Source organism: Bacillus ndiopicus, assembly GCF_000612805.1.
Lineage (GTDB): Bacteria > Bacillota > Bacilli > Bacillales_A > Planococcaceae > Metasolibacillus > Metasolibacillus ndiopicus.
Window position 1 is genome coordinate 506957 of record NZ_HG964405.1, and the last position, 25600, is coordinate 532556.

At 39.2% G+C, this 25600-nt stretch carries 24 protein-coding genes; 22 read left to right on the forward strand and 2 right to left on the reverse strand.

Annotated features, from left to right (window positions below; genetic code table 11):
• Nucleotides 1–86: 86 nt before the first annotated feature.
• The 4 genes from TY13_RS10625 to TY13_RS10640 all read left to right on the forward strand — a co-directional run bounded on the left by TY13_RS10625 (nt 87) and on the right by TY13_RS10640 (nt 4940).
• Complete coding sequence (locus TY13_RS10625) at nt 87–1019, forward strand: SpoIVB peptidase S55 domain-containing protein (RefSeq protein WP_154661585.1); 933 nt, start codon at nt 87–89, stop codon at nt 1017–1019.
• A gap of 316 nt (nt 1020–1335) precedes the next feature.
• Complete coding sequence (gene spo0A / locus TY13_RS10630) at nt 1336–2133, forward strand: sporulation transcription factor Spo0A (RefSeq protein WP_042475318.1); 798 nt, start codon at nt 1336–1338, stop codon at nt 2131–2133.
• A gap of 530 nt (nt 2134–2663) precedes the next feature.
• Nucleotides 2664–4235: a FapA family protein gene (locus tag TY13_RS10635; protein WP_042475322.1), complete on the forward strand. Its 1572-nt coding sequence runs from the start codon at nt 2664–2666 to the stop codon at nt 4233–4235.
• Nucleotides 4236–4940, forward strand: coding sequence for a glycerophosphodiester phosphodiesterase (locus tag TY13_RS10640; protein ID WP_042475327.1), 705 nt, complete (start codon nt 4236–4238; stop codon nt 4938–4940).
• A 105-nt stretch (nt 4941–5045) separates the two neighbouring features.
• Here the strand turns inward: TY13_RS10640 and TY13_RS10645 are convergent, their stop codons facing one another.
• Nucleotides 5046–5279, reverse strand: a complete 234-nt coding sequence (locus TY13_RS10645; RefSeq protein WP_042475330.1) for a DUF2627 domain-containing protein — start codon at nt 5277–5279, stop codon at nt 5046–5048.
• A gap of 291 nt (nt 5280–5570) precedes the next feature.
• Between TY13_RS10645 and TY13_RS10650 the strand changes: the two genes are divergently transcribed.
• The 10 genes from TY13_RS10650 (at nt 5571) to TY13_RS10695 (ending at nt 18184) form a co-directional block, all read left to right on the forward strand.
• Entirely contained in the window at nt 5571–6665 is a 1095-nt protein-coding gene (locus TY13_RS10650) for a Glu/Leu/Phe/Val family dehydrogenase (protein WP_042475333.1), read from the forward strand.
• A gap of 68 nt (nt 6666–6733) precedes the next feature.
• Complete coding sequence (lpdA, locus tag TY13_RS10655; protein ID WP_042475336.1) at nt 6734–8155, forward strand: dihydrolipoyl dehydrogenase; 1422 nt, start codon at nt 6734–6736, stop codon at nt 8153–8155.
• A gap of 102 nt (nt 8156–8257) precedes the next feature.
• Nucleotides 8258–9256 carry a thiamine pyrophosphate-dependent dehydrogenase E1 component subunit alpha gene (locus TY13_RS10660; RefSeq protein ID WP_042475881.1) on the forward strand — a complete coding sequence of 333 codons (999 nt, stop codon included), beginning with the start codon at nt 8258–8260 and terminating at the stop codon, nt 9254–9256.
• Complete coding sequence (locus tag TY13_RS10665) at nt 9256–10239, forward strand: alpha-ketoacid dehydrogenase subunit beta (protein WP_042475338.1); 984 nt, start codon at nt 9256–9258, stop codon at nt 10237–10239. Before TY13_RS10660 ends, TY13_RS10665 begins: the two co-directional genes overlap by 1 nt.
• 12 nt (nt 10240–10251) lie before the next feature.
• Nucleotides 10252–11571: a dihydrolipoamide acetyltransferase family protein gene (locus tag TY13_RS10670; RefSeq protein ID WP_042475341.1), complete on the forward strand. Its 1320-nt coding sequence runs from the start codon at nt 10252–10254 to the stop codon at nt 11569–11571.
• A gap of 119 nt (nt 11572–11690) precedes the next feature.
• The gene (locus TY13_RS10675; RefSeq protein WP_042475344.1) at nt 11691–13376 is read left to right on the forward strand and encodes a methylmalonyl-CoA mutase family protein; all 1686 of its coding nucleotides are present in this window, start codon (nt 11691–11693) and stop codon (nt 13374–13376) included.
• Nucleotides 13376–15523: a methylmalonyl-CoA mutase gene (gene scpA / locus TY13_RS10680; protein ID WP_154661595.1), complete on the forward strand. Its 2148-nt coding sequence runs from the start codon at nt 13376–13378 to the stop codon at nt 15521–15523. The genes TY13_RS10675 and scpA overlap by 1 nt, the downstream gene beginning before the upstream one ends.
• Entirely contained in the window at nt 15523–16602 is a 1080-nt protein-coding gene (gene meaB / locus TY13_RS10685; protein ID WP_042475350.1) for a methylmalonyl Co-A mutase-associated GTPase MeaB, read from the forward strand. The genes scpA and meaB overlap by 1 nt, the downstream gene beginning before the upstream one ends.
• A gap of 82 nt (nt 16603–16684) precedes the next feature.
• Complete coding sequence (locus tag TY13_RS10690) at nt 16685–17125, forward strand: BrxA/BrxB family bacilliredoxin (RefSeq protein ID WP_042475353.1); 441 nt, start codon at nt 16685–16687, stop codon at nt 17123–17125.
• Nucleotides 17126–17224: 99 nt separating this feature from the next.
• Nucleotides 17225–18184 carry an aromatic acid exporter family protein gene (locus TY13_RS10695; RefSeq protein ID WP_042475357.1) on the forward strand — a complete coding sequence of 320 codons (960 nt, stop codon included), beginning with the start codon at nt 17225–17227 and terminating at the stop codon, nt 18182–18184.
• A gap of 25 nt (nt 18185–18209) precedes the next feature.
• Here the strand turns inward: TY13_RS10695 and prli42 are convergent, their stop codons facing one another.
• Nucleotides 18210–18305, reverse strand: a complete 96-nt coding sequence (gene prli42 / locus TY13_RS20715) for a stressosome-associated protein Prli42 (RefSeq protein ID WP_154661586.1) — start codon at nt 18303–18305, stop codon at nt 18210–18212.
• Nucleotides 18306–18396: 91 nt separating this feature from the next.
• On the opposite strand from prli42, the gene mce reads away from it, so the two are divergent.
• The 8 genes from mce to TY13_RS10735 all read left to right on the forward strand — a co-directional run bounded on the left by mce (nt 18397) and on the right by TY13_RS10735 (nt 25595).
• Nucleotides 18397–18807 (forward strand): methylmalonyl-CoA epimerase, encoded by a 411-nt coding sequence (gene mce, locus TY13_RS10700; RefSeq protein ID WP_042475361.1) that lies wholly within the window; start codon nt 18397–18399, stop codon nt 18805–18807.
• 14 nt (nt 18808–18821) lie between these two features.
• Entirely contained in the window at nt 18822–20369 is a 1548-nt protein-coding gene (locus TY13_RS10705) for an acyl-CoA carboxylase subunit beta (RefSeq protein ID WP_042475884.1), read from the forward strand.
• Between the two features lie 290 nt (nt 20370–20659).
• Nucleotides 20660–21634 (forward strand): hypothetical protein, encoded by a 975-nt coding sequence (locus tag TY13_RS10710; RefSeq protein ID WP_042475364.1) that lies wholly within the window; start codon nt 20660–20662, stop codon nt 21632–21634.
• Between the two features lie 69 nt (nt 21635–21703).
• Nucleotides 21704–22816 (forward strand): M20/M25/M40 family metallo-hydrolase, encoded by a 1113-nt coding sequence (locus tag TY13_RS10715; RefSeq protein ID WP_042475365.1) that lies wholly within the window; start codon nt 21704–21706, stop codon nt 22814–22816.
• A 13-nt stretch (nt 22817–22829) separates the two neighbouring features.
• Nucleotides 22830–23309 (forward strand): chemotaxis protein CheW, encoded by a 480-nt coding sequence (locus tag TY13_RS10720; protein ID WP_042475368.1) that lies wholly within the window; start codon nt 22830–22832, stop codon nt 23307–23309.
• Between the two features lie 112 nt (nt 23310–23421).
• Complete coding sequence (locus TY13_RS10725; RefSeq protein ID WP_052344306.1) at nt 23422–23934, forward strand: DUF1648 domain-containing protein; 513 nt, start codon at nt 23422–23424, stop codon at nt 23932–23934.
• 144 nt (nt 23935–24078) lie between these two features.
• Nucleotides 24079–24591, forward strand: a complete 513-nt coding sequence (locus TY13_RS10730) for a cupin domain-containing protein (protein ID WP_042475890.1) — start codon at nt 24079–24081, stop codon at nt 24589–24591.
• Between the two features lie 50 nt (nt 24592–24641).
• Nucleotides 24642–25595, forward strand: a complete 954-nt coding sequence (locus TY13_RS10735; RefSeq protein WP_042475371.1) for a DUF4003 family protein — start codon at nt 24642–24644, stop codon at nt 25593–25595.
• The last annotated feature ends 5 nt before the right edge of the window (nt 25596–25600 follow it).

Below are 25600 nucleotides of genomic sequence, written 5' to 3' on the forward strand. Positions count from 1 at the left end.
TTTCTTAGTGTAACCGACAAATATTTACCGTTCATAACTCATTAAAAGTCCGCACATAGTATCGGTAAGATGAAAAAGGAGGTGACATGAAAATGTGCCATTTGCGTAATCTTTTGTTAATTGTTTTTTTCATTTTAATACCTATAAATGTGTCGGCTAAAGAACTGATACCTATGGGGCAATCTATTGGTATTCATTTAAAATTACCCTTTGTTTATGTAGCACATGATATACTTTTACCAAATGGCGAATGGCTTAAACAAGGAGATAAAGTACTTGCGATTGATGGGAAAGAAGTCAGTCATATTAAGCAAATTGGCGAAGTAAAGGAAAAATCAGAACTACGTATTGAACGTGCGAACAAAGAGAAAATTTTAAACTTATCAAGTGATGAAATACACAATATGATGCCCTTTTTAAAAGATGAAACAGATGGCATTGGAACACTTACATTTCTTGATCCAGCAACTAATGAATATGGAGCACTTGGCCATCAAATTGTAGATAGTGCTCTTACAATGCCACCTCCATTTATTGACGGAGCCATTTTTTTAGCCTCCATTACCCAAGTGAAAAAAAGTGAACCAGGTCAGCCTGGTTATAAAATTTCGGTTGTCGATAAAGAACAAAAACGCTTAGGCAATGTTTTATTTAACAATGTATATGGTGTCTTTGGTGTATGGGAGCAAGGTTTACCACAAAGTTTGCGACAACCGATTGAAATTATGCGTGATTCGGAAATAAAACGTGGTGAAGCACAATTGCTTACTGCCATTGAAGGAGAAAAGGTTGAAGCTTTTACCATTACAATTGATAAAATTGACGGAGCAAATATTGTGTTTCGTGTGACAGACCCTAAATTATTGCGTAAAACTGGAGGTATTTTACAAGGGATGAGTGGTAGCCCTATAATTCAAAATGATCGTTTTGTAGGTGCAGTAACGCATATGTTTGTCGAACATCCTGCAAAAGGTGCTGCATTATCTATTGGCGAAATGCTAAAAAAATCACCGAAATAAGGTCTAAAAGACTATACCGATACTTCAGGTATAGTCTTTTACGAATATTTCGGGTAAAATAGTAAAAGATGGGTTAAATATTTTGGGGAAAAAAGTGTTTTTATGTCAATATATAAGGAATCTCTATACCCAAGTATTTATTTTTAGTACATAATAAAGGGTTTTAATTAGTTATGTCGAAAACACAAAAGCGGTGCTCCATAATCAAATCAACATGATAGTAGCAGTTTTCGAGTAAAAAATAGCATATTGATTACGTATGGGGTGAAATTATAGGGGAAACTGTGGAAATAAAATATTTAAGGGGGTTTTATGAATGTCAAAAGTAAAAATTGCAATTGCAGATGATAATCGAGATTTGTTGAAAGCGATGGAAACATATTTCACAAATCATTCTAATATCGAATTAATCGCGACTGCACAAAATGGTAAAGTGTGTATTAAAATGCTTGAAGAAGAGCAACCAGATGTATTGTTACTCGATATCATTATGCCACATCTGGATGGTTTAGCGGTGCTAGAGACATTGTATAATGATGAGCGCTTAGCGGATATGCAAGTTATTATGCTTACTGCCTTTGGACAAGAAGACGTGATGAAGCAAGCTGTTAATTATGGTGCGTCATATTTTATGCTAAAGCCGTTTGAATTTGAGCAGCTAGAGCAAAAAATACTACAATGCGCGAAGCATACACCTGAACCAACAAAACAACAGCGTACGAGTGTGTTACAGCCTAAAGCGGCACAAAAAGTGGACCAACGTCAGCTAGATACGACAATTACTGCAATCATTAAAGAAATTGGTGTACCAGCGCATATTAAAGGCTACGTTTATTTACGTGAAGCAATTCAGATGGTTTATTACGATATTGAGTTACTTAGCTCTGTAACAAAAGTTTTGTATCCAGATATAGCAGAAAAGTTTAATACAACACCTTCACGAGTAGAACGTGCAATTCGCCATGCAATTGAAGTTGCTTGGAATAGAGGGAACTATGAATCTATCTCTGAAATGTTTGGTTACACTGTCCACCATTTAAAATCAAAACCAACAAATTCTGAATTTATCGCGATGATTGCAGATAAAATTCGCATTGAGATTGTGGCGAGCTAATAATTACGGAAAGTGGGTGTGGGAAAGAGAATTTTTATCTATTCCCACACCCTTTTAGTTTTGATTTCAAATATGCACTAAAAGCTGTATGATAAGTACAGAAAATCTAATGCTTGGCATATAATAAGATGAGTGTGTGTTTACGTTTTCATACAGAAGTTAACTTAAAACAATTACTACATGTCGGTTTCTTTTCAAATACTATAATCTTCGCTGAAGTGAGAAACGTGTCGTAGAATCGATGTGAGTCTTTTTACCTGAATTAAAATATCCATATGAAAATTAACTGAAGTATAATTGATAAAAGTCCAAATGTAGGATAAATAGAATGAAAGTAGATTCTAAATACCTATATAATTTTTAGTTTTAATTCAGGTCTTTTTAGGATTATATTTGTCTAATTAGTAGTTAATACAGTCCACGCGCAACATAATTAACAAATTTCTAGTTTTTTTGAGTATTTTACAAAACAAACTAAACAAATTGTTGTTTATTGTATATACTTAATAAGAGAGGAAAGGGGGAGTTATGTGACTATTTTTACTAATGACTTTTTTGAAATGACAGAGCAAAATGGAAAGGTATTTATACGTACGATAAAATCAGGTTTTCCTTTAAAGGACTTTGATACTATTTTAAGATTACATCCCCGTGTCAAGCTTACTAATTTTGCTGTATTAAAAAATGTACTAACGGCAGAAAATAATAATACAACTGAAATTGGCATATGGTTACCTAGTATTGAAATCGAAGTTGCTCGTGACAATATGTCTGCCTCACTTTTTATTTATGAAACAGTGGAAGAATTACGTCAAAATAGCGACCGTTTTGTGGAGGAAATCGAAAGGCTTTTACAGCAAAAAAGGATTGTACACGGAATTCAACCTATTCAAATTGATGAAATAGTTCCAGCGAAAGCATATTTAATCGCACAAGGTACGCCGCCAATTAAAGGTGAGGATGCAAAGGTTACATATTTGGAAATACCTGAGCGTAAGCCGATTATTAAGGAAGATGGAAAAGCCGATTATTATGAGATGAATTTTATTTTCGAAATACATGAAGATAGTTGGCTAGGCGAAAAGACACCAGCGCAAGTAGGTATTGATGGGAGTACAATTTTTGGTGAAGTAGTGGCAGCAGCACCAGGCAAGGATGTATCTTTAAAATATGACCGTAAATCTGCCTATGAAGTGGAAGAGGACGGAAAAATTGTTTTACGCTCTAAATATGCAGGTGCATTAGGGCAAGTACAAGGCCAACTAACGATTAGTCATCATTTACCAATTAACGGTGATGTTGGTGTTGAAACAGGTAACATAGACTTTCAAGGCTCATTAACAATCCGAGGTACAGTGCAAAGTGGCTTTTCTGTTATAGCAAAAGGGGATATTTCCATTGACTCATCTGAGGGAATATCTGGTGCTAAGCTTATTCGCTCACTAGAAGGGGATATATATATTCGCGGCGGAGTTTTTGGACTGGGAGAAACAGAAATAGAAGCGGCGGGTAATATATATATCAAGCATGTGAATGAAGCAAACTTAAGAGCAAATGGCGATATCCATATAGGTTTTTACGCGCTTGGCTCTAATTTATCGGCAAACTCCATTTTTTTAGATGAGCGTAAAGGTAAAATTATCGGTGGTACAGCAACGGCAAAGGACCTTATTGTGTCCGCTATTTCTGGTAATCGCTTAGAGCGTCGAACGGAGCTTATTATTAATACTTTTAATAAAAAAGAGCTTCAAGCCATTATTCAGGAAAAAGCAAAATTGTTAAAAAATGAGCAAGATGATCTAATAAAATACGAAACTCAATTAAAAAAGATATTGTCATCACAAAGCACATTAAATAGTCAACAATCTGCGGTTGTGGAACAAGTGAAACAAAAAATTGTATCATTAAGAAAATATGTGGCAAGTCTAGATAATGAAATAAAAGTGAGCATTAACGATTTACACAATGCGGGGAAAGAAGAAATTAAAATTACGAAGGAAGCATATCCAGGCACGTATATTCAAATCGGTAAAAAATCATCACTTTTAACGAAAATGACGAATGGTACATTTTTATTGGAATCAGGGGAGTTGAACGTATAAATGAACATTCCAATCTACGCGCATCGTGGTGCTTCTGCGTATGAGCTTGAAAATACGATGGGGGCGTTCCGAAGAGCGTTAAAGCTTGGAGCAAATGGTATTGAATTGGATGTTCAATGCTCTAAAGATGGGCAATTAATAGTTTTTCACGATAATAATATAAAGCGTTTAACAGGCGTTAATCGATTTGTACAGGATTGTACATTAGCAGAGCTGCAAAGCTATCGCTTAGGCAGGCGTTTTTCGCGTATTTTTTCTAAGAAGCGAATACCATTATTACGTGATGTTATTAAGTGGGCAATCGTAGAAAAAATCTCGCTTAATATTGAGCTAAAAGAGTCGTTAATGACTAATTATGATGCTTTAATTCAATTGCTGAAAATAATTGAGCTTCCAAAAAATAGTCATTTTTCATCATTTCATGAGCAATTACTTGTTATAGTAAAAAAATATCGACCTGATATTGAAACAGCACTTATCATAACCAAAAAATTTGATTGGGGAAAGCTAGATAGCCTTCCACATGTCGATGCAATTCATGCACATAAAAAATATTATAAACGCAGTTATTTAAAAGCATGCGAATATGCAGGGAAAAGCATGCGTTTTTATGGTGTAACTGGCAAGGAATCTTTCATTACACAGCCACATCCTGTTGTTGTAGGCTGGATTACGGATTACCCCGATATTGTAAGGAAGAGATAAAATCTAAAAGGGTGTGGGAAAGCAGAGTTAAATCCGCTCTCCCACACCCTTTGCACATTATTAATTTTTTGTAAAATTCCCATTCACAATATAGCGAAATAATTTTTATTTTTGCCAGCGTTCAGATACTTTTCCTTTTTTACGATCACGGTGTAGTAAGAAGCCTGCAAAAAAGCCGAAGCCCATTAAAAATAAAGCAACACCAATTACAAACTGGAGCCAAATCCAAGGAATTGGAGAAATTAATACGCCGAATAATGTGTCACGCATCAATTTAATGCCAGCAGCTGCCATTAATCCGGGAATTAGTAGCACAATAAATGCAGCCATTCGAGCCATTTTCCTACCTCCTAACTCTATCTTTCTAATTGTACAATCGTAGGTGGGAATGTCAAGAAAACAGGCGTTATTGTACTGTTTTCGCCATGTTCTAGTGACGTTTGAATAATTAGAAAATTCTTAATTATTATAGATTGCATAATAATTGTTGCTTAAAAGTGAATTTGAACGTATTGTAAAAATAAGCAATGAAAATATATGTTTTTTTCATGGCGAATTTGTGACAATTTAGAAAAAAGTATAGTATACGAGAAAGTAAACGCTTTCTTTTAGTTGAAAGGGGAATATGCAATGGAAATCTTTAAGTACATGGAAAAGTATGATTATGAACAACTCGTTTTTTGCCAAGACAAGGAATCGGGCTTAAAGGCAATTATTGCAATTCATGATACGACGCTAGGACCAGCACTTGGTGGGTCACGTATGTGGACATATGCGTCTGAAGCAGATGCAATTGAAGATGCATTACGACTAGCACGAGGTATGACGTATAAAAATGCAGCAGCAGGCTTGAATTTAGGTGGAGGAAAAACTGTTATTATCGGCGATCCATTCAAAGATAAAAATGAAGAAATGTTCCGCGCATTAGGTCGCTTTATTCAAGGCTTAAACGGTCGCTATATTACAGCAGAGGATGTAGGTACTACAGTAACTGACATGGATTTAATTCATGAAGAAACGAATTATGTAACAGGTATCTCGCCAGCATTTGGTTCTTCTGGTAACCCATCTCCGGTTACAGCTTATGGCGTATATTTAGGTATTAAGGCAGCTGCGAAGGAAGCTTTTGGAGTTGATGTACTTGAAGGACGTACAATTGCAGTACAAGGGCTAGGAAACGTAGCGTACACGTTATGTGAGTACTTACATAAAGATGGCGCCAAACTAGTTGTAACAGATATTAATAAAGCTGCTGTTGAACGTGTTGTAGAAGCTTTTGGTGCTACAGCAGTTGATCCAGCAGATATTTATAAACAAGATGTAGATATTTTCTCACCATGTGCACTTGGTGCAATTATTAACGATGAAACGATTCCACAACTTAAAGCAAAAGTTATCGCTGGCTCAGCGAACAATCAGCTTCAGGAATCCCGTCACGGACAAATTTTACACGAAAAAGGTATTATTTATGCGCCTGACTATGTAATTAATGCAGGTGGAGTAATCAATGTAGCAGACGAGCTATATGGTTATAATCGTGATCGTGCAATGAAGCGTGTGGAAACAATTTATGATAGCATCGAGAAAATTTTAACAATTTCAAAAGAACAAGATGTGCCAACATATTTAGCTGCTAATAAGCTAGCAGAAGATCGTATCGCACGCGTTGCGAAATCTCGTAGTCAGTTTTTACGCAATGAAAAAAACATTTTAAATGGTCGTTAAGCATTTAAAGGTGAAAAGGAGGTAAAGACAATCTTTGCTTCCTTTTTTGTAAAAAGGGGGATGTTTTTATGGCACATGAATATGATGTAGTCATTTTAGGTGGCGGAACAGGCGGCTATGTTGCAGCGATTCGTGCAGCACAGCTAGGTTTGAAAACAGCTATTGTTGAACAGGCAAAGCTTGGAGGTACATGCTTACATAAAGGATGTATTCCAAGTAAGGCCCTGCTAAGAAGCGCAGAAGTTTATCGCACTGCAAAGGACAGTGAAACCTTTGGTGTTGAAGTAGAAGGCGTAAAATTGCAATTTGATAAAGTGCAAAATCGTAAAAATACGATTATTAAAACTTTACAATCTGGTATTGAAGGCTTAATGAAAAAAGGAAAAATAGATGTTTATTACGGTACAGGTCGTATATTAGGTCCTTCTATATTTTCTCCGATGCCTGGAACAATTTCGGTCGAGTTAGCTGACGGTGGCGAAAATGAAATGCTTGTGCCAACAAATGTTATTATCGCGACTGGCTCAAAGCCAGCAACATTGGAAGGGATTCCTGTTGACGGAGAGCGTATATTAAATTCTGACCATGCACTTGAGCTTAAAGAGCTACCTTCTTCTATATTAATTGTAGGCGGTGGTGTAATCGGTATCGAATGGGCATCAATGCTTTGTGACTTTGGTGTTGAGGTAACAGTTTTAGAGTATGGTGACCGAATTTTACCAACAGAAGATGCTGATATTGCAAAAGAAATGACGAAGACGTTAACAAAACGTGGCGTTCGAATCATTGTAAATGCTCGTATGCAGACAGATACGTTAAAAGTTAGCGAGCAAGTATCCATTACAGCAACTTCTGGCGATACGACGGAAACGTACAATGCGGAAAAAATGCTTGTCAGCGTAGGTCGTACGGCGAACACAGAAGGCATTGGTCTCGAAAATACAGAAATTGTTGTAGAGCGCTCTTATATTCAAGTAAATGATAACTATCAAACGAAGGAAAGTCATATTTATGCAATCGGCGATGTCATCGGTGGTATGCAGCTAGCACACGTTGCTTCACATGAAGGAATTGTTGCTGTAGAGCATATTGCAGGGCACAAAACAGCGGCGATTCACTACCCAAATGTCGCTCGTTGTATTTATTCTTACCCAGAAGCATCAAGTGTCGGCCTAACAGAAGCACAAGCTAAAGAGCAAGGCTTCGATGTAAAAGTGGCAAAATTCCCATTTAAAGCTATCGGTAAAGCGTTAGTACATGGGGATGCTGAAGGATTTGTCAAAATGATTGCAGACAGCAAAACAAATGATTTATTAGGTGTTCATATGATTGGACCACATGTGACAGATATGATTTCAGAATCTGCGCTAGCTTTATTACTTGATGCAAGCCCTTGGGAAATTTCTCAAACGATTCACCCGCACCCATCATTAAGCGAAGTAATAGGTGAAGCTGCATTAGCTATAGAAGGCCGTGCGATTCACTTTTAAATCATAGGAAATCAAAGTGTTCATATAATAATGCTGTAAATCGTGATGCTTTTCTTATTGCAAAAGCATATTAAAAATGAAGCTACGAAAGGGGATGTTCGTATGTTAAAACACGAAGACCTTGGATTAACGAATGAAGATGTACTAAAAATGTATGAAACGATGCTTATGGCAAGACGTATTGATGAGCGTATGTGGCTATTAAACCGCGCTGGAAAAATACCTTTTGTTATTTCTTGTCAAGGACAAGAAGCGGCGCAAGTTGGGGCTGCATTTGCATTAGATAATACGAAAGATTATATTGCACCATATTATCGCGATATGGGCGTTGTATTACATTTTGGTATGACAGCGAAAGATTTAATGCTATCAGCTTTTGCGAAGGCTGAAGATCCAAACTCTGGTGGGCGTCAAATGCCAGGGCACTTTGGACAAAAGAAAAATCGTATTCTAACAGGCTCTTCACCTGTAACGACGCAAGTTCCACACGCAGTAGGAGTAGCGCTTGCGGGGAAAATTCAGCAAAAGGACTTTATTACATTCGTTACGCTAGGGGAAGGCTCATCAAACCAAGGTGACTTCCATGAAGGAGCGAACTTTGCAGGAGTGCATAAGCTACCAGTTATTATTATGGTGGAAAATAATCAATATGCCATTTCAGTACCTGTTGAACGTCAGCTAGGCTGTGCAAAAGTATCAGACCGTGGTATTGGCTACGGTATGCCAGGTGTTACAGTTGATGGGAAAAATCCGCTTGAAGTGTATAAAGTAGTGAAAGAAGCGGCAGATCGTGCAAGACGTGGCGAAGGCGCAAGCTTAATTGAAGCGGTAACGTATCGTTTAACTGCGCACTCTTCGGATGATGATGATCGTCAATATCGAACAGCAGAAGATATTGCGGAAGGTAAAGCAAACGATCCATTATTATTGTTTGAAAACTACTTACTAGAAGCAGGCGTGGCGACAGCTGAAATATTTGAGGAGCTAAACGCAAAAGTTGCAGCTATTGTAAATGAAGCAACTGATTATGCGGAAGCAGCACCATATGCGCAGCCAGAGCACGCATTGAAATATGTTTATGCTGAGGAGAGTGGCGAATAATGGCAGTTATTTCTTATATTGATGCAATTAATTTAGCGATGAAAGAAGAAATGGAACGAGACGAGCGCGTCTTTATTTTAGGAGAGGACGTAGGGCGTAAAGGTGGCGTATTTAAAGCGACAACAGGGTTATACAACCAATTTGGCGAGTACCGTGTCTTGGATACACCATTGGCAGAAAGTGCGATTGCAGGTGTGGCAATTGGTGCCGCAATGTATGGTATGCGTCCAATTGCTGAAATGCAATTTGCTGATTTCATTATGCCAGCAGTAAACCAAATTGTATCGGAAGCTGCTAAAATTCGTTACCGCTCTAATAATGACTGGACATGTCCTTTAGTAGTGCGTGCGCCATTTGGTGGGGGAATCCACGGTGCGCTCTACCACTCACAATCAGTAGAAGCATTATTCGCGGGTACACCAGGTTTAAAAATCGTTATCCCTTCTACGCCATACGATGCGAAGGGCTTATTAAAGGCAGCGATTCGTGATGAAGATCCTGTACTATTTTTCGAGCATAAACGAGCGTATCGTTTAATTAAAGGCGAAGTACCGACAGATGATTATACACTGCCTATCGGAAAAGCGGACGTAAAACGTGAGGGCGATGATATCACAGTTATCACTTACGGCTTAGCTGTCCATTTTGCATTGCAAGCGGCTGAGCGCTTAGCAGCTGATGGCATTCAGGCGCATATTTTAGATTTGCGTACAGTGTACCCATTAGACAAAGAAGCGATTATCGAAGCGGCAAGTAAAACAGGTAAAGTGTTACTTGTTACAGAAGATAATAAAGAAGGCAGCATTATGAGCGAAGTTGCAGCGATTATTGCAGAGCACTGCTTATTCGAGCTAGATGCACCGATTAAGCGCTTAGCAGGACCAGATGTGCCTGCAATGCCTTACGCACCGACAATGGAAAAGTATTTCATGATTAATCCTGATAAAGTTGAGCAAGCAATGCGTGAGCTTGCTGCATTTTAAGGAGGGGTAATAATGGCTATTCAAAATATTGTAATGCCTCAATTAGGTGAGAGTGTAACAGAGGGAACAATCGAACGCTGGCTAGTAAAACCAGGCGATAAAGTGAATAAATATGATCCGTTAGCAGAAGTAAATACAGATAAAGTCAATGCAGAAATTCCATCCTCATTTGCTGGTATCGTTCGCGAGCTAATTGCTGGTGAGGGAGAGACTTTACCTGTAGGAGCAATCGTTTGTACAATCGAGGTAGAAGGTGAAGCAAGTGAGCCACCAGCAGAAAAAACATCGAATGTTAGCGCAGCAATTTTAAACGCAGGTGTACAGCGTAAGGAGGAGCCGCAATCTCAGCCTGTAGCGCAGCAAGCGGAGGCGAAAGCACCACGCGATAAAGCGCGCTATTCACCAGCTGTTTTAACGCTTGCAGCAGAGCATAATATTGACTTATCGTTAGTTGAAGGTAGCGGTGTAGGCGGACGCATTACACGTAAAGATTTACAAGCAATTATTGCGTCTGGTCAAATTCCAACTGCACAATCACAACCCGTACCAGCAGTGGAGCAAGCACCTGCTCAACAAGCTGCTCAGCAGCAAGCACCAGCTCCTGCGGCACCATCAATTCCAACAGCGGTTGGTGATGTAGAAATTCCAGTGACAGCAGTGCGCCGTGCTATTGCGAACAATATGCTACGCAGCAAGCATGAAGTACCACATGCATGGATGATGATGGAAGTGGATGTGACAAATTTAGTTGCTTACCGCGATTCTATTAAAAATGAATTTAAGCGCAATGAAGGCTTTAATTTAACATATTTTGCTTTCTTTATGAAAGCAGTGAGCCAAGCATTAAAAGAATTCCCAATGATGAATTCAATGTGGGCTGGAGATAAAATTATACAGAAAAAAGATATCAATTTATCGATTGCTGTAGCTACAGAGGATGCATTATTTGTGCCAGTTATTAAAAATGTCGATGAAAAATCGATTAAAGGTATTGCGCGCGAAATTCATGAATTGTCTCAGCTAGTACGCACAGGCAAGCTACGCTCTGAGCATATGCAAGGTGGAACATTCACGGTGAATAATACGGGTTCATTTGGCTCTGTTCAGTCGATGGGCATTATCAATTACCCACAAGCGGCGATTTTACAAGTAGAAGCAATTGTCAAACGACCTGTCATTATGGAAGGAAATATGTTCGCAGCTCGTGATATGGTGAATTTATGTTTATCATTAGACCACCGAGTTTTAGATGGACTTGTTTGCGGAAAATTTCTAAATAGAGTAAAAGAATTACTCGAAAATGTAAATAAAGAGACGATGTCAGTCTACTGACATCTACAAGAAAGCCCGTCATAACGGGCTTTCTTTAATTTTTACTCTTTATTGTCAGTAGTTTCTCATGTAAAATATAAAGTAGTAAAAGGTAAAGGGGGAAGCTGATTAGCGACCACATGACAACATATATGAAAGATATAGAGTTTGCATCAGCTAGTTATAAAGAATGGCAAGAACAGGCAACAAAAGCGCTGAAGGGGAAGCCGTTTGAATCTTTATTCACGAAAACGGTGGAAGGCATTACACTAGAACCACTTTATACAGAAGCTACTTTAATTGAAAAATTGGGAAATCAACTAGAAAAACAAGTTGCAACAATTCGTACAATGAAGGCTTCTGAGACATTTGAAATTGCACAACAAATATATGGTGATACAGCTGAGCAATTTTTAAATAATTTACAGGATAGCTTAGCGCGCGGTAATGAAGTAATAACAATTGATAGCCGTGTTCCTTTTGCGTGGGATGAAGCCATTTTAGCGAGCATAGCGGATTATATTACTGAATATACATTTAAATTTATCGTACAAAATAGCAACGATCCTTTATTAAGTGTATTGACAAAAATCGATGGAAAGAAAAAGCACAATGTGACTGGCTTTATTATTTCAAAGGAAGCGCTTGCATTGTCTGATTTCCCAAATATCCGTACAATGCATAGCAATACAGTCCAATACCATAATGAAGGTGCAAGTGCTGTCCAAGAGCTAGCGATTGCACTTGCAGAAGCAAGTCGTTTAGCACAGCAAGCTGAAAGCTATGAGGAATTTGTACAAAAATTCTTTGTTAGCTTTGCGATTGATACACAGTTCTTTATGGAAATTGCTAAAATACGTGCATTTAAAGTTTTATGGAAAGCGTTTTCGAAAGGACTGGGTGCAGAGGCGATTGCTGTACCAGTCGTAGCTGAAACATCAGTTCGCAGCTTTTCTAAGCTGGATGTATACGTCAACTTATTGCGCGCGGGCAACGCAGCGTTTGCTGGTATAATTGGCGGTGTTGATGTTTTCACAGTACATCCACACGACGTATTAACAAAGCCAACTGAGCAATCGATTCGCATCGCGCGCAACGTCTTACTTGTAGCTGTTGAAGAGTCAAATGTATTGAATGTTGTCGATCCATCAGGAGGTTCCTACTTTGTAGAATCATTAACAGCAGATTTAGTAAATGAAGCATGGCAGCTATTTTTACAAATTGAGGACGCTGGTGGACTTGAAGCATTTAATATGCAAGCAAAAATTGAGGACGTGTACAAAACGCGCATTCAACAAGTTGAAACACGAAAAGCTTCTTTAATTGGAACGAATATATATGCAAACCCAGTTGATGAAATCGCTTCTGAAATAAATGAGCAATTTAGCGATGTAAAACGTCTAGCGCTACCATTTGAAAAAGTGCGTGAAAACTATGCGCAATTAAATGCCAAGATGGCTATTTTAACATTTGGTGAATTGAAAAATTTCAAAGCACGTGCAGATTTTGTCGCAGGCTTTTTCGCAACAGCAGGTGTTACGCTAGAACAATCTAGTGCAATCACAACGATTGAAGAGGCTGAACGTTGGCTAGCAGCTACTGATTATGATTATATTGTCGTTGCAGCGACAGATGATGATACAAAGCAACTAATACCAGCTTTATTACAGACGAAACAAGAAAAACAACTGCTAGATGTAGCTGGGAAATTTAAAGATGAAGAACAGGTATGGCTAGCAGATGGATTAAATGGCTTTATTTTTGCTGGTCAGAATATTATTGAAAAGCTGAATACAGTGATGGCAAGCTTAAAGGAGGTACAATGATGAATGCTAACTTTAAAGAGGTTGTCATCGAGGATGTACTAGTAGAAGAAGGGCTACAAGCTACAAGTACATTTATGACAAATGAAGGCATTGAAGTGAAAAATGTTTATACGAAAAAAGATACGCAAGACGCTAAGCATTTACAGGATGTAGCAGGTATTGCGCCGAATACGCGCGGCCCTTATCCAACGATGTATGTTGCGCGCCCATGGACAGTTCGTCAATATGCAGGTTTCTCGACAGCGGAAGAATCGAACGCTTTTTATCGACGCAATTTAGCGATGGGGCAAAAGGGGCTATCAGTTGCCTTCGATTTAGCGACACATCGTGGCTACGATTCTGACCACCCTCGTGTAACAGGTGATGTCGGAAAAGCAGGTGTAGCAATTGATTCTGTAGAGGATGCGAAAATTTTGTTCGACGGCATTCCACTGGATCAAATGTCCGTATCCATGACGATGAACGGGGCAGTATTACCTGTATTAGCGTTTTATATCGTTGCGGCGGAAGAACAGGGCGTTAAGCCAGAGCAGCTTGCAGGAACGATTCAAAACGATATTTTAAAGGAATATATGGTGCGTAATACGTATATTTATCCACCAGCAATGTCAATGAAAATTATCGCTGATATTTTTGAATACACAGCGAAATTTATGCCCAAATTTAACTCGATTTCGATTTCTGGCTACCATATTCAAGAAGCGGGTGCAACAAATGATATCGAGCTTGCATACACTTTGGCAGATGGCTTGGAATATGTGCGCACAGGCTTGAAGGCTGGGATTGATATTGATGCCTTTGCACCGCGTCTATCCTTCTTCTGGGCGATTGGTATGAACTACTATATGGAAATTGCTAAAATGCGAGCAGCACGCCGTATTTGGGCTCAAATGATGTCGACTTTCAATCCAAAAAACGAGAAATCATTAGCACTTCGTACGCACTCACAAACATCAGGCTGGTCACTAACTGAGCAAGACCCGTTCAACAATGTGACGCGTACTTTAATAGAAGCGAACGCAGCGGCAATGGGGCATACACAGTCCTTGCATACAAATGCGCTTGATGAGGCGATTGCATTGCCAACAGACTTCTCGGCACGTATCGCACGTAATACACAGCTATTTTTACAGGAAGAAACAGGTATGACGAAAGTAATTGACCCATGGGGTGGCTCATATTATGTTGAGAAGCTAACTGAGGAGTTAACGGAAAAAGCCTGGGCTTTAATTGAGGAAATTGAAGAGCTTGGTGGTATGGCGAAAGCAATCGATACAGGCTTGCCAAAAATGAAGGTGGAGGAAGCTGCGGCAAAGCGTCAAGCGAAAATTGACTCGAAGACAGAAACGATTGTTGGTGTGAATAAATATCGTTTAGCAGAGGAAGAGCCGATTGATATTTTAGATATTGATAATGAAGTTGTGCGTCAGCAGCAAATCGAGCGTTTAGAAAAAATAAAGGCAAATCGTAATGAAGAGGAAGTACAAAAGCATTTAGCACGACTTACAAAAGCAGCGCAAACAGGTGAAGAAAACTTGTTAGCAGTTGCAGTAGACGCTGCGCGTGCACGAGCATCACTTGGAGAAATTTCGGATGCTATTGAAAAGGTATCGGGTCGCCATAAAGCGATTATCCGCTCAATTTCAGGCGTTTACTCATCAAACTTCTCAGATGAGGAACAAATTAATGAAGTGAAGCAAATGACGGAGGAATTCCTTGAAAACGAAGGACGTCGACCACGTATTTTAGTAGCGAAAATGGGGCAGGATGGTCATGATCGCGGCGCTAAAGTTGTAGCGACTGGCTATGCTGATTTAGGCTTTGATGTCGATATTTCACCATTATTTATGACACCGCAGGAAACAGCGCAAATGGCTGTCGAAAACGATGTACACTGTGTAGGCGTATCATCTTTAGCAGCCGGTCATAAAACGCTTGTCCCTGAACTGGTAGGTGAGCTGAAAAAACTAGGTCGTGAAGATATTATCGTTATTTGTGGTGGTGTTATCCCAGCACAGGATTACGAGTTCCTATATGAGGCAGGTGCCGTTGCAATATTTGGGCCTGGTACAGTCATTCCTGTTTCAGCGCAAAAAATTATTGAGGAAATTTATAAGCGTCTAGGCTACGAGGAAGTGGCGGAGTAATGAAAAAAAGCTCGGAGCAACAAAGTGCGCTTTTTGTAATGGATGGTGTGAAAGGTGGTCATGATGGCATGAGTTATGGCACGCCCAAAAAATTCCGTAAAAAACAGCAAGATACACTTGATGTTGTTGCGTTGTCCCAAGAGGTGCGAGCTGGAAATCGCACCTCCTTGTCAAAGGCGATTACGCTTATTGAAAGCTCCAATGCTACGCATAAGCAGCAGGCACAAAGCTTATTACAGGAGCTGCTTCCTTATACAGGAAATAGCATTCGTATCGGCATTACAGGTGTACCTGGTGCTGGGAAAAGCTCCTTTATCGAAGCGTTTGGCTCTATGTTATGTGAGATGGGCAAAAAGGTAGCGGTTTTAGCAATTGATCCGAGCTCCTCTATTTCAGGTGGCAGCATTCTGGGTGATAAAACAAGGATGGAGGAGCTTGTGCGCAAGCCAAACGCCTTCGTTCGACCTTCACCAAGTGCTGGCACATTAGGTGGCGTTCATAAAAAAACACGTGAAACGATGCTTGTTTGTGAGGCAGCAGGCTATGACGTCATTTTAATTGAAACAGTAGGGGTTGGGCAAAGCGAAACGTACGTGCGTGGCATGGTTGATTTCTTTTTATTACTTGTTTTGACAGGCGCAGGCGATGAGCTACAAGGAATGAAAAAGGGCATTATGGAGCTAGCAGACGGTATTATTGTTCATAAAAGCGATGGTGATAATATTCGCCCGGCACGTAAAACAGTGCAGGAATATAAGCAAATACTACACTTTTTACAGCCTGCCACACCTGGCTGGCTGAGTACAGCGCTTGCCGTTTCCTCGCATGCAAAAACAGGTCTACAGGAAACGTGGCAAATGATCCGAGAATTTCAGGAAAAGGTACATGCTTCAAATTATTGGATGGTTCGCCGCCATGAGCAAACACGCGATTGGTTCCATGCAATGATTATGGACCATTTACACGATTCCTTTTATCAAAATGCCGACAACAAAATGCAGGTAAACAAGCTTGAGGAAGCGATTTTGCAAGGCAAATTAACCGTTACACAAGGTGTCAACAAACTATTTGAAAAATAAATAGGCAGATAGAAAATCAGTTCTTTGCATAACGCTAACTGTCTTGCTATTATGAAATAGTATGAAAGGAGCGAATACAATTATGAACATGGATTACGATTTATTTATGCAACAAATTACAACAACAGCTCGCGCTGAAATGGAAGCGGCAGGCTATGAACAATTACGTACACCTGAAGAGGTAGAGTCAGCATTTGCTCGCCAAGGTACGACATTAGTGATGGTGAACTCAGTGTGTGGCTGTGCAGGCGGTATTGCACGTCCAGCAGCAACACAGGCAGTTCATTATGATAAACGTCCCGACTATTTAGTAACGGTTTTTGCAGGCCAAGATAAAGAGGCAACTGCAGCAGCTCGTTATCACTTTGGTGAAGACCATCTGCCATCATCTCCATCATTTGTATTATTGAAAGATGGACAGGTTGTCGCAGAAGTTGGACGCTATGAAATCGAAGGGCATGACCCAATGTCTGTTGTATTGAACTTACAAGGTAATTTCGAAGAGTACTGCGAAGAAGTATAAGCTCGTAAAATAGTGATTTTACGAACGATTTACTGAGGTGAAAATAGGCTGTTCTGCATGAGCAGCCTCCCTTTTCATGCATAAGAGGAGCTTAGGGCGATGAAGAAATTTTCCATTGGCTACCGTACGTTAAAAACGGCGGTTGGCGCTGCACTTGCTATTGCTATCGCACATTTTTTCGATTTACAATTTTATACGTCAGCAGGTATTTTAACGATTTTATGTATCCAACCAACAAAAAGAAAATCTGTTCATGCTGTTTACACAAGATTTGTTGCTAGTATAGTGGGGATGCTCTTGGCATGGCTATGCTTTGATCTTATTAGCTATCACCCAGTTATGCTAGGACTAATGTTCATTGTTTTTATTCCTTTGCTCGTATCATTTCACGTTACAGCAGGCTTTGTGTCAAGTGCTGTAATCGTTTTGCATATTTATTCAGTCGGGCATTTTTCAATGGCTCTTTTACAAAATGAAATAAGCTTAATGCTTATTGGCTATGGCGTAGGGCTAGCAGTAAATATGTATATGCCAGATATTCAGCCAAAGCTAGATCAATATCGTCTACAAATTGAGGCGTATTACCAAAAAATATTTTCTGAAATTGCGCAATATTTAAGGAATGGGGACACATTATGGGATGGGAATGAGCTGATTGAAGCAGCGACTGTTATTAATAAAGCTAAAGCACTTGCTTTCCAGGATGTCGAAAACCACTTAACGCGTAAAAGTAATTCATATTATGTATATTTTGATATGCGAGAGCAGCAGCTTGAAATTATTGAGCGAATTTTACCGAAGATTACTGCTTTGCCTGTTATAGTACAACAAGCGGAAGTGGTTGCTGTTTTTATGGAGGATTTAAGTGAGCACGTTCATTCAGGAAATACAGCTAGCCATTTTATTGAAAAGCTAGATGCAGTAAAGGTGAAATTTGCACAGATGCCTTTACCAACAGACCATCAAAATTTTCTAGCAATGGCGGCACTCTATCAATGTATCGAGGAAATGGAGAAATATTTAGCCATTAAACAGTCTTTTGCGGGCTTGCGAAAATAAAAAGGGTGCTATAAAAGCAACCCTTTTACATAATAGCAGCAATACCCATTGCGATTGTTGAAACTAACATAATCACAACCATTGAGTAAACTACGATTTTTTGAAATTTTTTATTGCTCATTTCTAATCGCTCCTTAAATATGTCTGTATTTAGTTTATCAAATCTTTCAAATTTCTCAAGCACAATTGATAGTAGAGGGGATATTAATTCGATGAAAAAAGTAGATCATATTGGAATTGCTGTGAAAAATATAGAGGAGCGCATTACATACTACACCGAAACACTAGGCTTAACTTTATTAAAAATAGAAGAGGTTGCTTCTCAGCAAGTGAAAGTCGCTTTTATTGATGCTGGCAATGTCAAGCTAGAGCTTTTAGCACCAATGAGTGAAAAGAGTACGATTCATAGCTTTATAGAAAAGCGTGGAGAAGGCATTCATCATATCGCGTTTGGTGTAACGGATATTCGTGAGCGCATGGCAGAGCTGCGCGAAAAAGGCGTTCGACTGCTGTCAGAGGAGCCTGGGCCAGGTGCTGGCGGGGCAGAAGTTGCATTTTTGCATCCGAAAGATTCATTCGGTGTGCTTTATGAGTTATGCGATAAAAGTGGAAAAGGGGAATAATGATGACGACAACAATTGATATGTTTGATAAAATTCATGAGCTTTATGATCGTAAAAGTGTTATTGAATTAGGAGGTGGCGATGCGCGTATTGAGAAGCAGCATGAAAAGGGGAAATTGACTGCTCGCGAACGCATCAGCCTGCTGTTAGACGAAGGAACATTCGTGGAAATCAATCCATTTATTACGCATCGTACAATCGACTTTGGTATGGCAGATTTAGAGGGACCTGGCGATGGGGTTGTTACAGGTTTCGGAAAAATTAATGGACGTAACGTTTATTTATTCGCACAAGATTTTACGGTATTTGGTGGAGCACTTGGTGAAATGCATGCGAAAAAAATCGCAGCGGTAATGGACTTAGCGGCGAAAAATGGTACACCTTTTATCGGAATTAATGATTCAGGCGGTGCACGTATTCAAGAAGGCGTACTTTCATTAGATGGCTACGGTCACATTTTCTATCGCAACTCTATTTATTCAGGTGTCATCCCGCAAATCTCTGTTATTATGGGACCTTGTGCGGGTGGAGCTGTATATTCACCAGCAATTACTGACTTTATTTTAATGGTTGATAAAACGTCACAAATGTTTATTACAGGGCCCAAAGTTATTGAAACGGTAACAGGTGAGAAGATTTCATCTGAAGGCTTAGGCGGCTCAAAGGTGCATAATACAATTAGCGGTAACGCTCATTTCCGCGCGCCGAATGAAGAAGAGGCAATACAACAAATTCAGCAGCTTTTAAGCTATTTACCACAAAATAATAAGGAAAAGGCACCGAAAGTAGCATACACAGCAGGCGACGAATACCGCTCAGAGCTAGTGGATGTTGTGCCAATCGACCAAACGAAATCCTATGATGTGCGCAAAGTAGTTGAGCTTGTTGTTGACGAAGGATCTTTTATGGAAGTGCAGAAGGAGTTTGCAAAAAACGTCGTAGTCGGCTTTGCACGCATTGCAGGCGAATCTGTAGGCTTAGTGTGTAATCAACCGAAGTTTTTAGCTGGAGGTCTGGACATCGACTCATCAGATAAACTAGCTCGCTTTGTTCGTACTTGTGACGCTTACAACGTACCTGTTATTACATTTGAGGACGTATCAGGCTTCTTCCCAGGTGTTAAGCAGGAACACGGTGGTATTATTCGTCATGGTGCGAAAATTTTATACGCATACTCAGAAGCGACAGTACCGAAAATTACGGTGATTTTACGTAAAGCGTACGGTGGTGCATATGTTGCACTTAACTCCAAAGCGATTGGGGCAGACCTTGTATTCGCTTGGCCAAACGCAGAAATCGCAGTAATGGGGGCAGCAGGCGCAGCAAACATTATTCATGCGGGCGAAATCGCCAAATCAAGTGACCCGGAAGCTACACGTGCAGCGAAAATCGAAGAGTACAAAGAAAAATTCGCCAACCCATACGTAGCAGCATCTCGCGGTATGGTAGACGATGTTATCGACCCACGCGAAACACGTATTAAGCTAATTCAAGCATTAGATATGCTATCAACAAAGCATGAAGACCGCCCATATAAAAAGCATGGGAATATTCCATTATAATGAAACAGAGCTATCTCAATTTGGGATAGCTTTTTTGTGTGAAAATATCAGCGGGTTAAGTAAAGAAATCAGCGACTTTTCAAATATATCAGCGGGTTAAGCTAGGATATCGGCGACTTTTCAAATATATCAGCGGGTTAAGTAAACGAAGGGTTAAGCTAGGATATCAGCGACTTTTCAAATATATCAGCGGGTTAAGCTAAGATATCAGCGACTTTCACGATTCTATTAGCAACTTCCTCACAAAAGCACGATATAAGTATGGTAAAATTAAGGAAGGAGGGATGGAAATGGAGTGGAAAGAATTACAGCAACAATATACAGATTATCAATTGGACTTATTAGCAATTGAAAAATTAACGAAGCAAAAACAAGCGATTGAGCAGCAAATCCGCCGCGTGAAGCGAGAGATTGAGAGCTATGAAGCCCAATTATTCGAGGCTAGAAAGCGGTTAAATAAGCTTGATCATTTTTCTTTTATACAGTTATTTCGAAAATGGACAGGGAAATACGATGAAACGCTCGAGGAACAATTTGGTGTCGTTGCAACAAAGGAATTGAAATTAATTGAAAGCCAGCTTATGCAGGAGGATTTACAGCAGGATTTAGATGCATTAAGCGAGAAATTAAAGGTTACAGATAAGTCGAAGATTTTACAGAAATTAGAACAATTGACTAGAAAAAAAGAGCTTTGGCTCATGCAGCATGCACCGAAGCTGGCAGAAAAATTAAACGATATACTTGAGCAGGAACTATACGTAAAACAATTGAAAACAGAAATTGTTGAAGCGCAAGAAGCGGGCAAAGAGGCGATGCGCGCTTTAATGGATGCAGTTGAATGCTTATTAAAAGCTAAAAACTACTCAACATGGGATACGTTTTTAGGCGGTGGTCTGATTGCAACAGCAATGAAGCATGAAAAGCTAAGCCATTCAGAGGCTTATATTCATAAAGCACAAATGGCGCTACAGCGTTATCATAACGAACTGCTTGATGTGCAAAATATGCAGCATAAAGCATTTACAGTGGAAATGGATGGCTTTGTTAAGTTTGCGGATTATTTCTTTGATGATATTTTTTCTGCTTGGTCGATTCATTCCAAAATCGCTACTTCAATTGAGCAGCTATCGCGTGTACAGGATGATGTCGCAAACACACAGCTAATGCTTGAAAATAAGCTAGAATATTTATTGGAAAAAGAAAAGGCTCTTGCACTGCAACGTGAAAATATTTTTTTGATAAACGACGAATCATTGTTTTTCTAATCTTCGAGGCGTACAATAGCATTAGTGTGAATTTTCAATTACAACCTACATAACAAGGAGTTTTCAACTATGAACAGTCGTTTAGTAAATGAATTTTTAGAACTAGTGCAAATCGATTCTGAAACAAAGCATGAGGAGAAGATTGCACCCGTTTTAGTAGCAAAATTACAAGAATTAGGCTTTGATGTATTGCAAGATGATGCACATACGCGAAACGGTCACGCAGCAGGCAATATTATTGCGACATTGCAAGGGACTGCGGACGTAGAGCCTATTTATTTTACATGTCATATGGATACGGTAGTGCCTGGTGTGGGCATTCGACCTGAAGTGCGCGAAGATGGCTATATTTATTCGGACGGTACGACGATTTTAGGTGCAGATGATAAAGCAGGCATTGCAGCACTATTTGAAATGGCACGCCGCTTAAAGGAAGAAAATATTGAGCATGGCACGATTCAATTTATTATTACAGCAGGTGAAGAAAGCGGCTTAGTTGGAGCAAAGGAACTAAATCCTGAACATATTATTGCAAAATATGGCTTCGCAGTAGATAGTACTGGAAAAGTTGGGGATATTGTTACAGCAGCGCCATTCCAAGCGAAAATTAAAGCGAAAATCATTGGTAAATCAGCACATGCTGGTGTAGCGCCAGAAAAGGGTATTTCTGCAATTACGATTGCAGCAAAGGCAGTAGCACAAATGAAGCTAGGCCGCTTAGATTTTGAGACAACAGCAAATATTGGGCGCTTTGAAGGTGGTAAGGCAACGAATATCGTTTGTGATGAGGTATCAATTTTAGCGGAAGCACGTTCAATCGTAGAAGAGAAATTAAACGCTCAAACAGCGCATATGAAAGAAACATTTGAGCGCGTTGCAGCCGAACTTGGCGGTCGTGCGGAAGTAGAAATTCTTTTAATGTACCCGGGCTTCCGTGTAACGGAGGAAGATAAAGTTGTACAAGTGGCAACAGCAGCAGTTCGTGCAATCGGTGAGGAACCAAAGTTATTTGCGTCAGGTGGCGGAAGTGATGCAAACGTTATTTCAGGCTTTGGTATTCCAACAGTGAATTTTGCAGTTGGTTATGAAGAAATTCATACGACAAATGAGCGCATGCCAATTTCTGAATTAGAGAAGCTCGCAAATTTATTACTAGAAGTTGTGAAACAAACGGTAAAATAAGGGAGGGCAAATAATGGACTTTCGTAAATCTGTCGTTTTCGGCTGTGGTAATGAAGAATATGCAGCACCAGTTGAACAAGTTGTATCAATTGAAAAGCTTGAGCAAATTACACCTATTCCTCATTTGCCAAACTATTTATTAGGCTTCACGCGGATTCGAGGTGAATTAATACCTGTTATCGATTTCCAGCGAATTTTATACGACACACCAAGTACAGGGGATTTAGTGCGAATGATTGTACTTAATACAGATGTTGTTAACTATGGGCTTGTGGTATCAGATGCGAAGGAAATTTTAGATTTTAGTGATAATGAAATACAGCAACTTGGTCTTGTAAATTATGCGAAAACAAAATATTTCACAGCGGTTGCCAATCTAGAAAATCGCATGATTACATGTGTCGACCCGAAAATATTAGTAGACTCCTTAGAAGGAATTCGCGAAATTATTGCCTATATGCATAAAATGCTGGAAGACGCCAAAGAGGATTAACTTTAATAAAGCTGATGCGCATGTGCATCAGCTTTTTTGTCAATGTTCAATTTCCTGAAACTTTTTGATGCCTCGCACAGTATAAAAGGTAAGAAACAATAGAAAGTGTGATATGAATATGTTAAATGAACCGTATCGACCAAAAATCAATTTTCCAAAATCGATGGCTGAGAAAATGGCTGATATGATTGGAATAGCAGCGATATTATTTTCGATTTTATTTATCGCTTTGAATTGGACGAGCTTACCAGCGCAAGTGCCTATGCATTTTAATGGAGCTGGTGAAATCGATCGTTGGGGCTCGAAATATGAAATGCTTATTATGCCACTTATTGGTATTGGTCTATTCATTATGTTACAAATAGTAGAAAGAAAGCCGCACTTACATAACTATCCCGAACGTATAAATGAATCTAATGTCGAACAGTTTTATAAAACTAGTAAAAAATTATTAAACTATATGAAAAACACATGTAGTCTTACTTTTGCATATATTACCTATGAAATTGTGACGATTGCTAAGCAGGGAAAATTATTGCTTGGTTCAGCCACTTTAATTGTGCTGCTCGTATTGCTTTTTGTCATTATGATTATTGGTATAGTAAAAATGATGAAAATTAAATAATGGATAGGGGGCTGCTTGCAAAACAAGTAGTCCTTTTTGGTTTTGGGACATTTGCGCATATTTTTGCATAGCATATGTCGAGCTTATAAATAAGAGGGGGCTAAAAAAGTGTATTATGACGGTTATTATTATGCACAAACACCGATGCAACAATATCCATATCAACCAATGTTGCCACAACAGCAAATGTTTCCACAACAGCAAATGCTACCACAGCATCCAATGCTGCCGAATTTCCCGTGGAACTGGCAGCGCCCAGAAGAAAGTTCATCAATGCGAGATTATGGTAGACATCCATATGTTGTAAATTTGCAAAATGCAACAATACGCAATAACGCATTTCGTAGAGCTATTTGGACAGGGAAGCATTTGCAAACAACACTAATGAATATTCGTGTTGGAGAGGATATCGGCATGGAGCGCCATCCCGCTACTGATCAATTTATATATATAGAGGAAGGGCAAGGTTATGTCCGTCTAGGTGATCGTAGGGATTATTCAGAGGTAGAACGAGTTGTAAATCCTGGTGATGCGATTTTTGTGCCAGCTGGCAAATGGCATAATGTTATTAATATCGGACAGCGGCCATTAAAGCTATTTTCTATTTATGCTCCACCAGTGCATCCATTTGGTACCGTTGAAGAAAGAAAAAAATGAATCCTTTAAGCACTTTTCTACGTATAGCTAGATAAAGGAAGGTGCTTGCTATGGAACAAATAATTCAACTTTTTGAACAAAATTATAAAAAAATTGAAAAATTCGCAGGGTGGACTACTGGAAAGCCGATTGTTTTGCTTATGGCATCGTATTATACAGCCAGGCAGCAAGAGGTGAACATCGATGAATTACAAGACGCTATTGCAGTGATAAAAAAGGAAACTGGCTTCTTTTCAACATTGCGGACAAATTCTTTAGTACAGTATGTTTATGCAATGCAAATTGCTAGCGAGGCTAATAAAGAGGGAGCGATTCGCGAATTATTAAGCAATACAGAGATTTTACGCAACGCAAAATTCTCGAACACATCTTTTACAACAATTGCAGCACTATTTTTAACGAGCGAAAATAAAGAGCAGCAGGCAGAACGAGCGCAGATGATGTATCGTGAAATGCGTAAAAAACATATATTTTTAACTTCCTATGAGGATGTACCCATTGCAGTTTTGTTTGCTTTAGATGATGCAGATATCGAACAGCGCGCTGATACAATGCGTCGTTACTATGATGAGCTGAAAGCAAGTAAATTTTACCAAGGCAATGAGCTTCAAGCATTGTCACAAATTTTAACGATGGCAAGTATTGAATACAATAAGCAAATCGTTCCTTATATCGTCGCAATTAGACAACAATTAGAGCAAGCGAAAATTAAGATGCGTCCAGCGCTTTATATTCAGCTAGGATTTTTAGCGTTGGCGCAAATTAATGATGAGCAGCTACAGCAGTTGATTGACCTTTATGAACTATTTAAAAATCAAAAATATTTAAAATGGTATAAAGAGCAAGCGTTTGCCATTGCGGTGCAGCAATATTTACCGACTAGTACACTCGGTACAAACGAATTATTATCAGTCGTTTCGATTGAATTACTTCTTCAAATGCAATATGCAATTTTGGCAACAACTACTATTGTAGCTGTTAGCTCAACTTCCAGTAATAACTAATGATG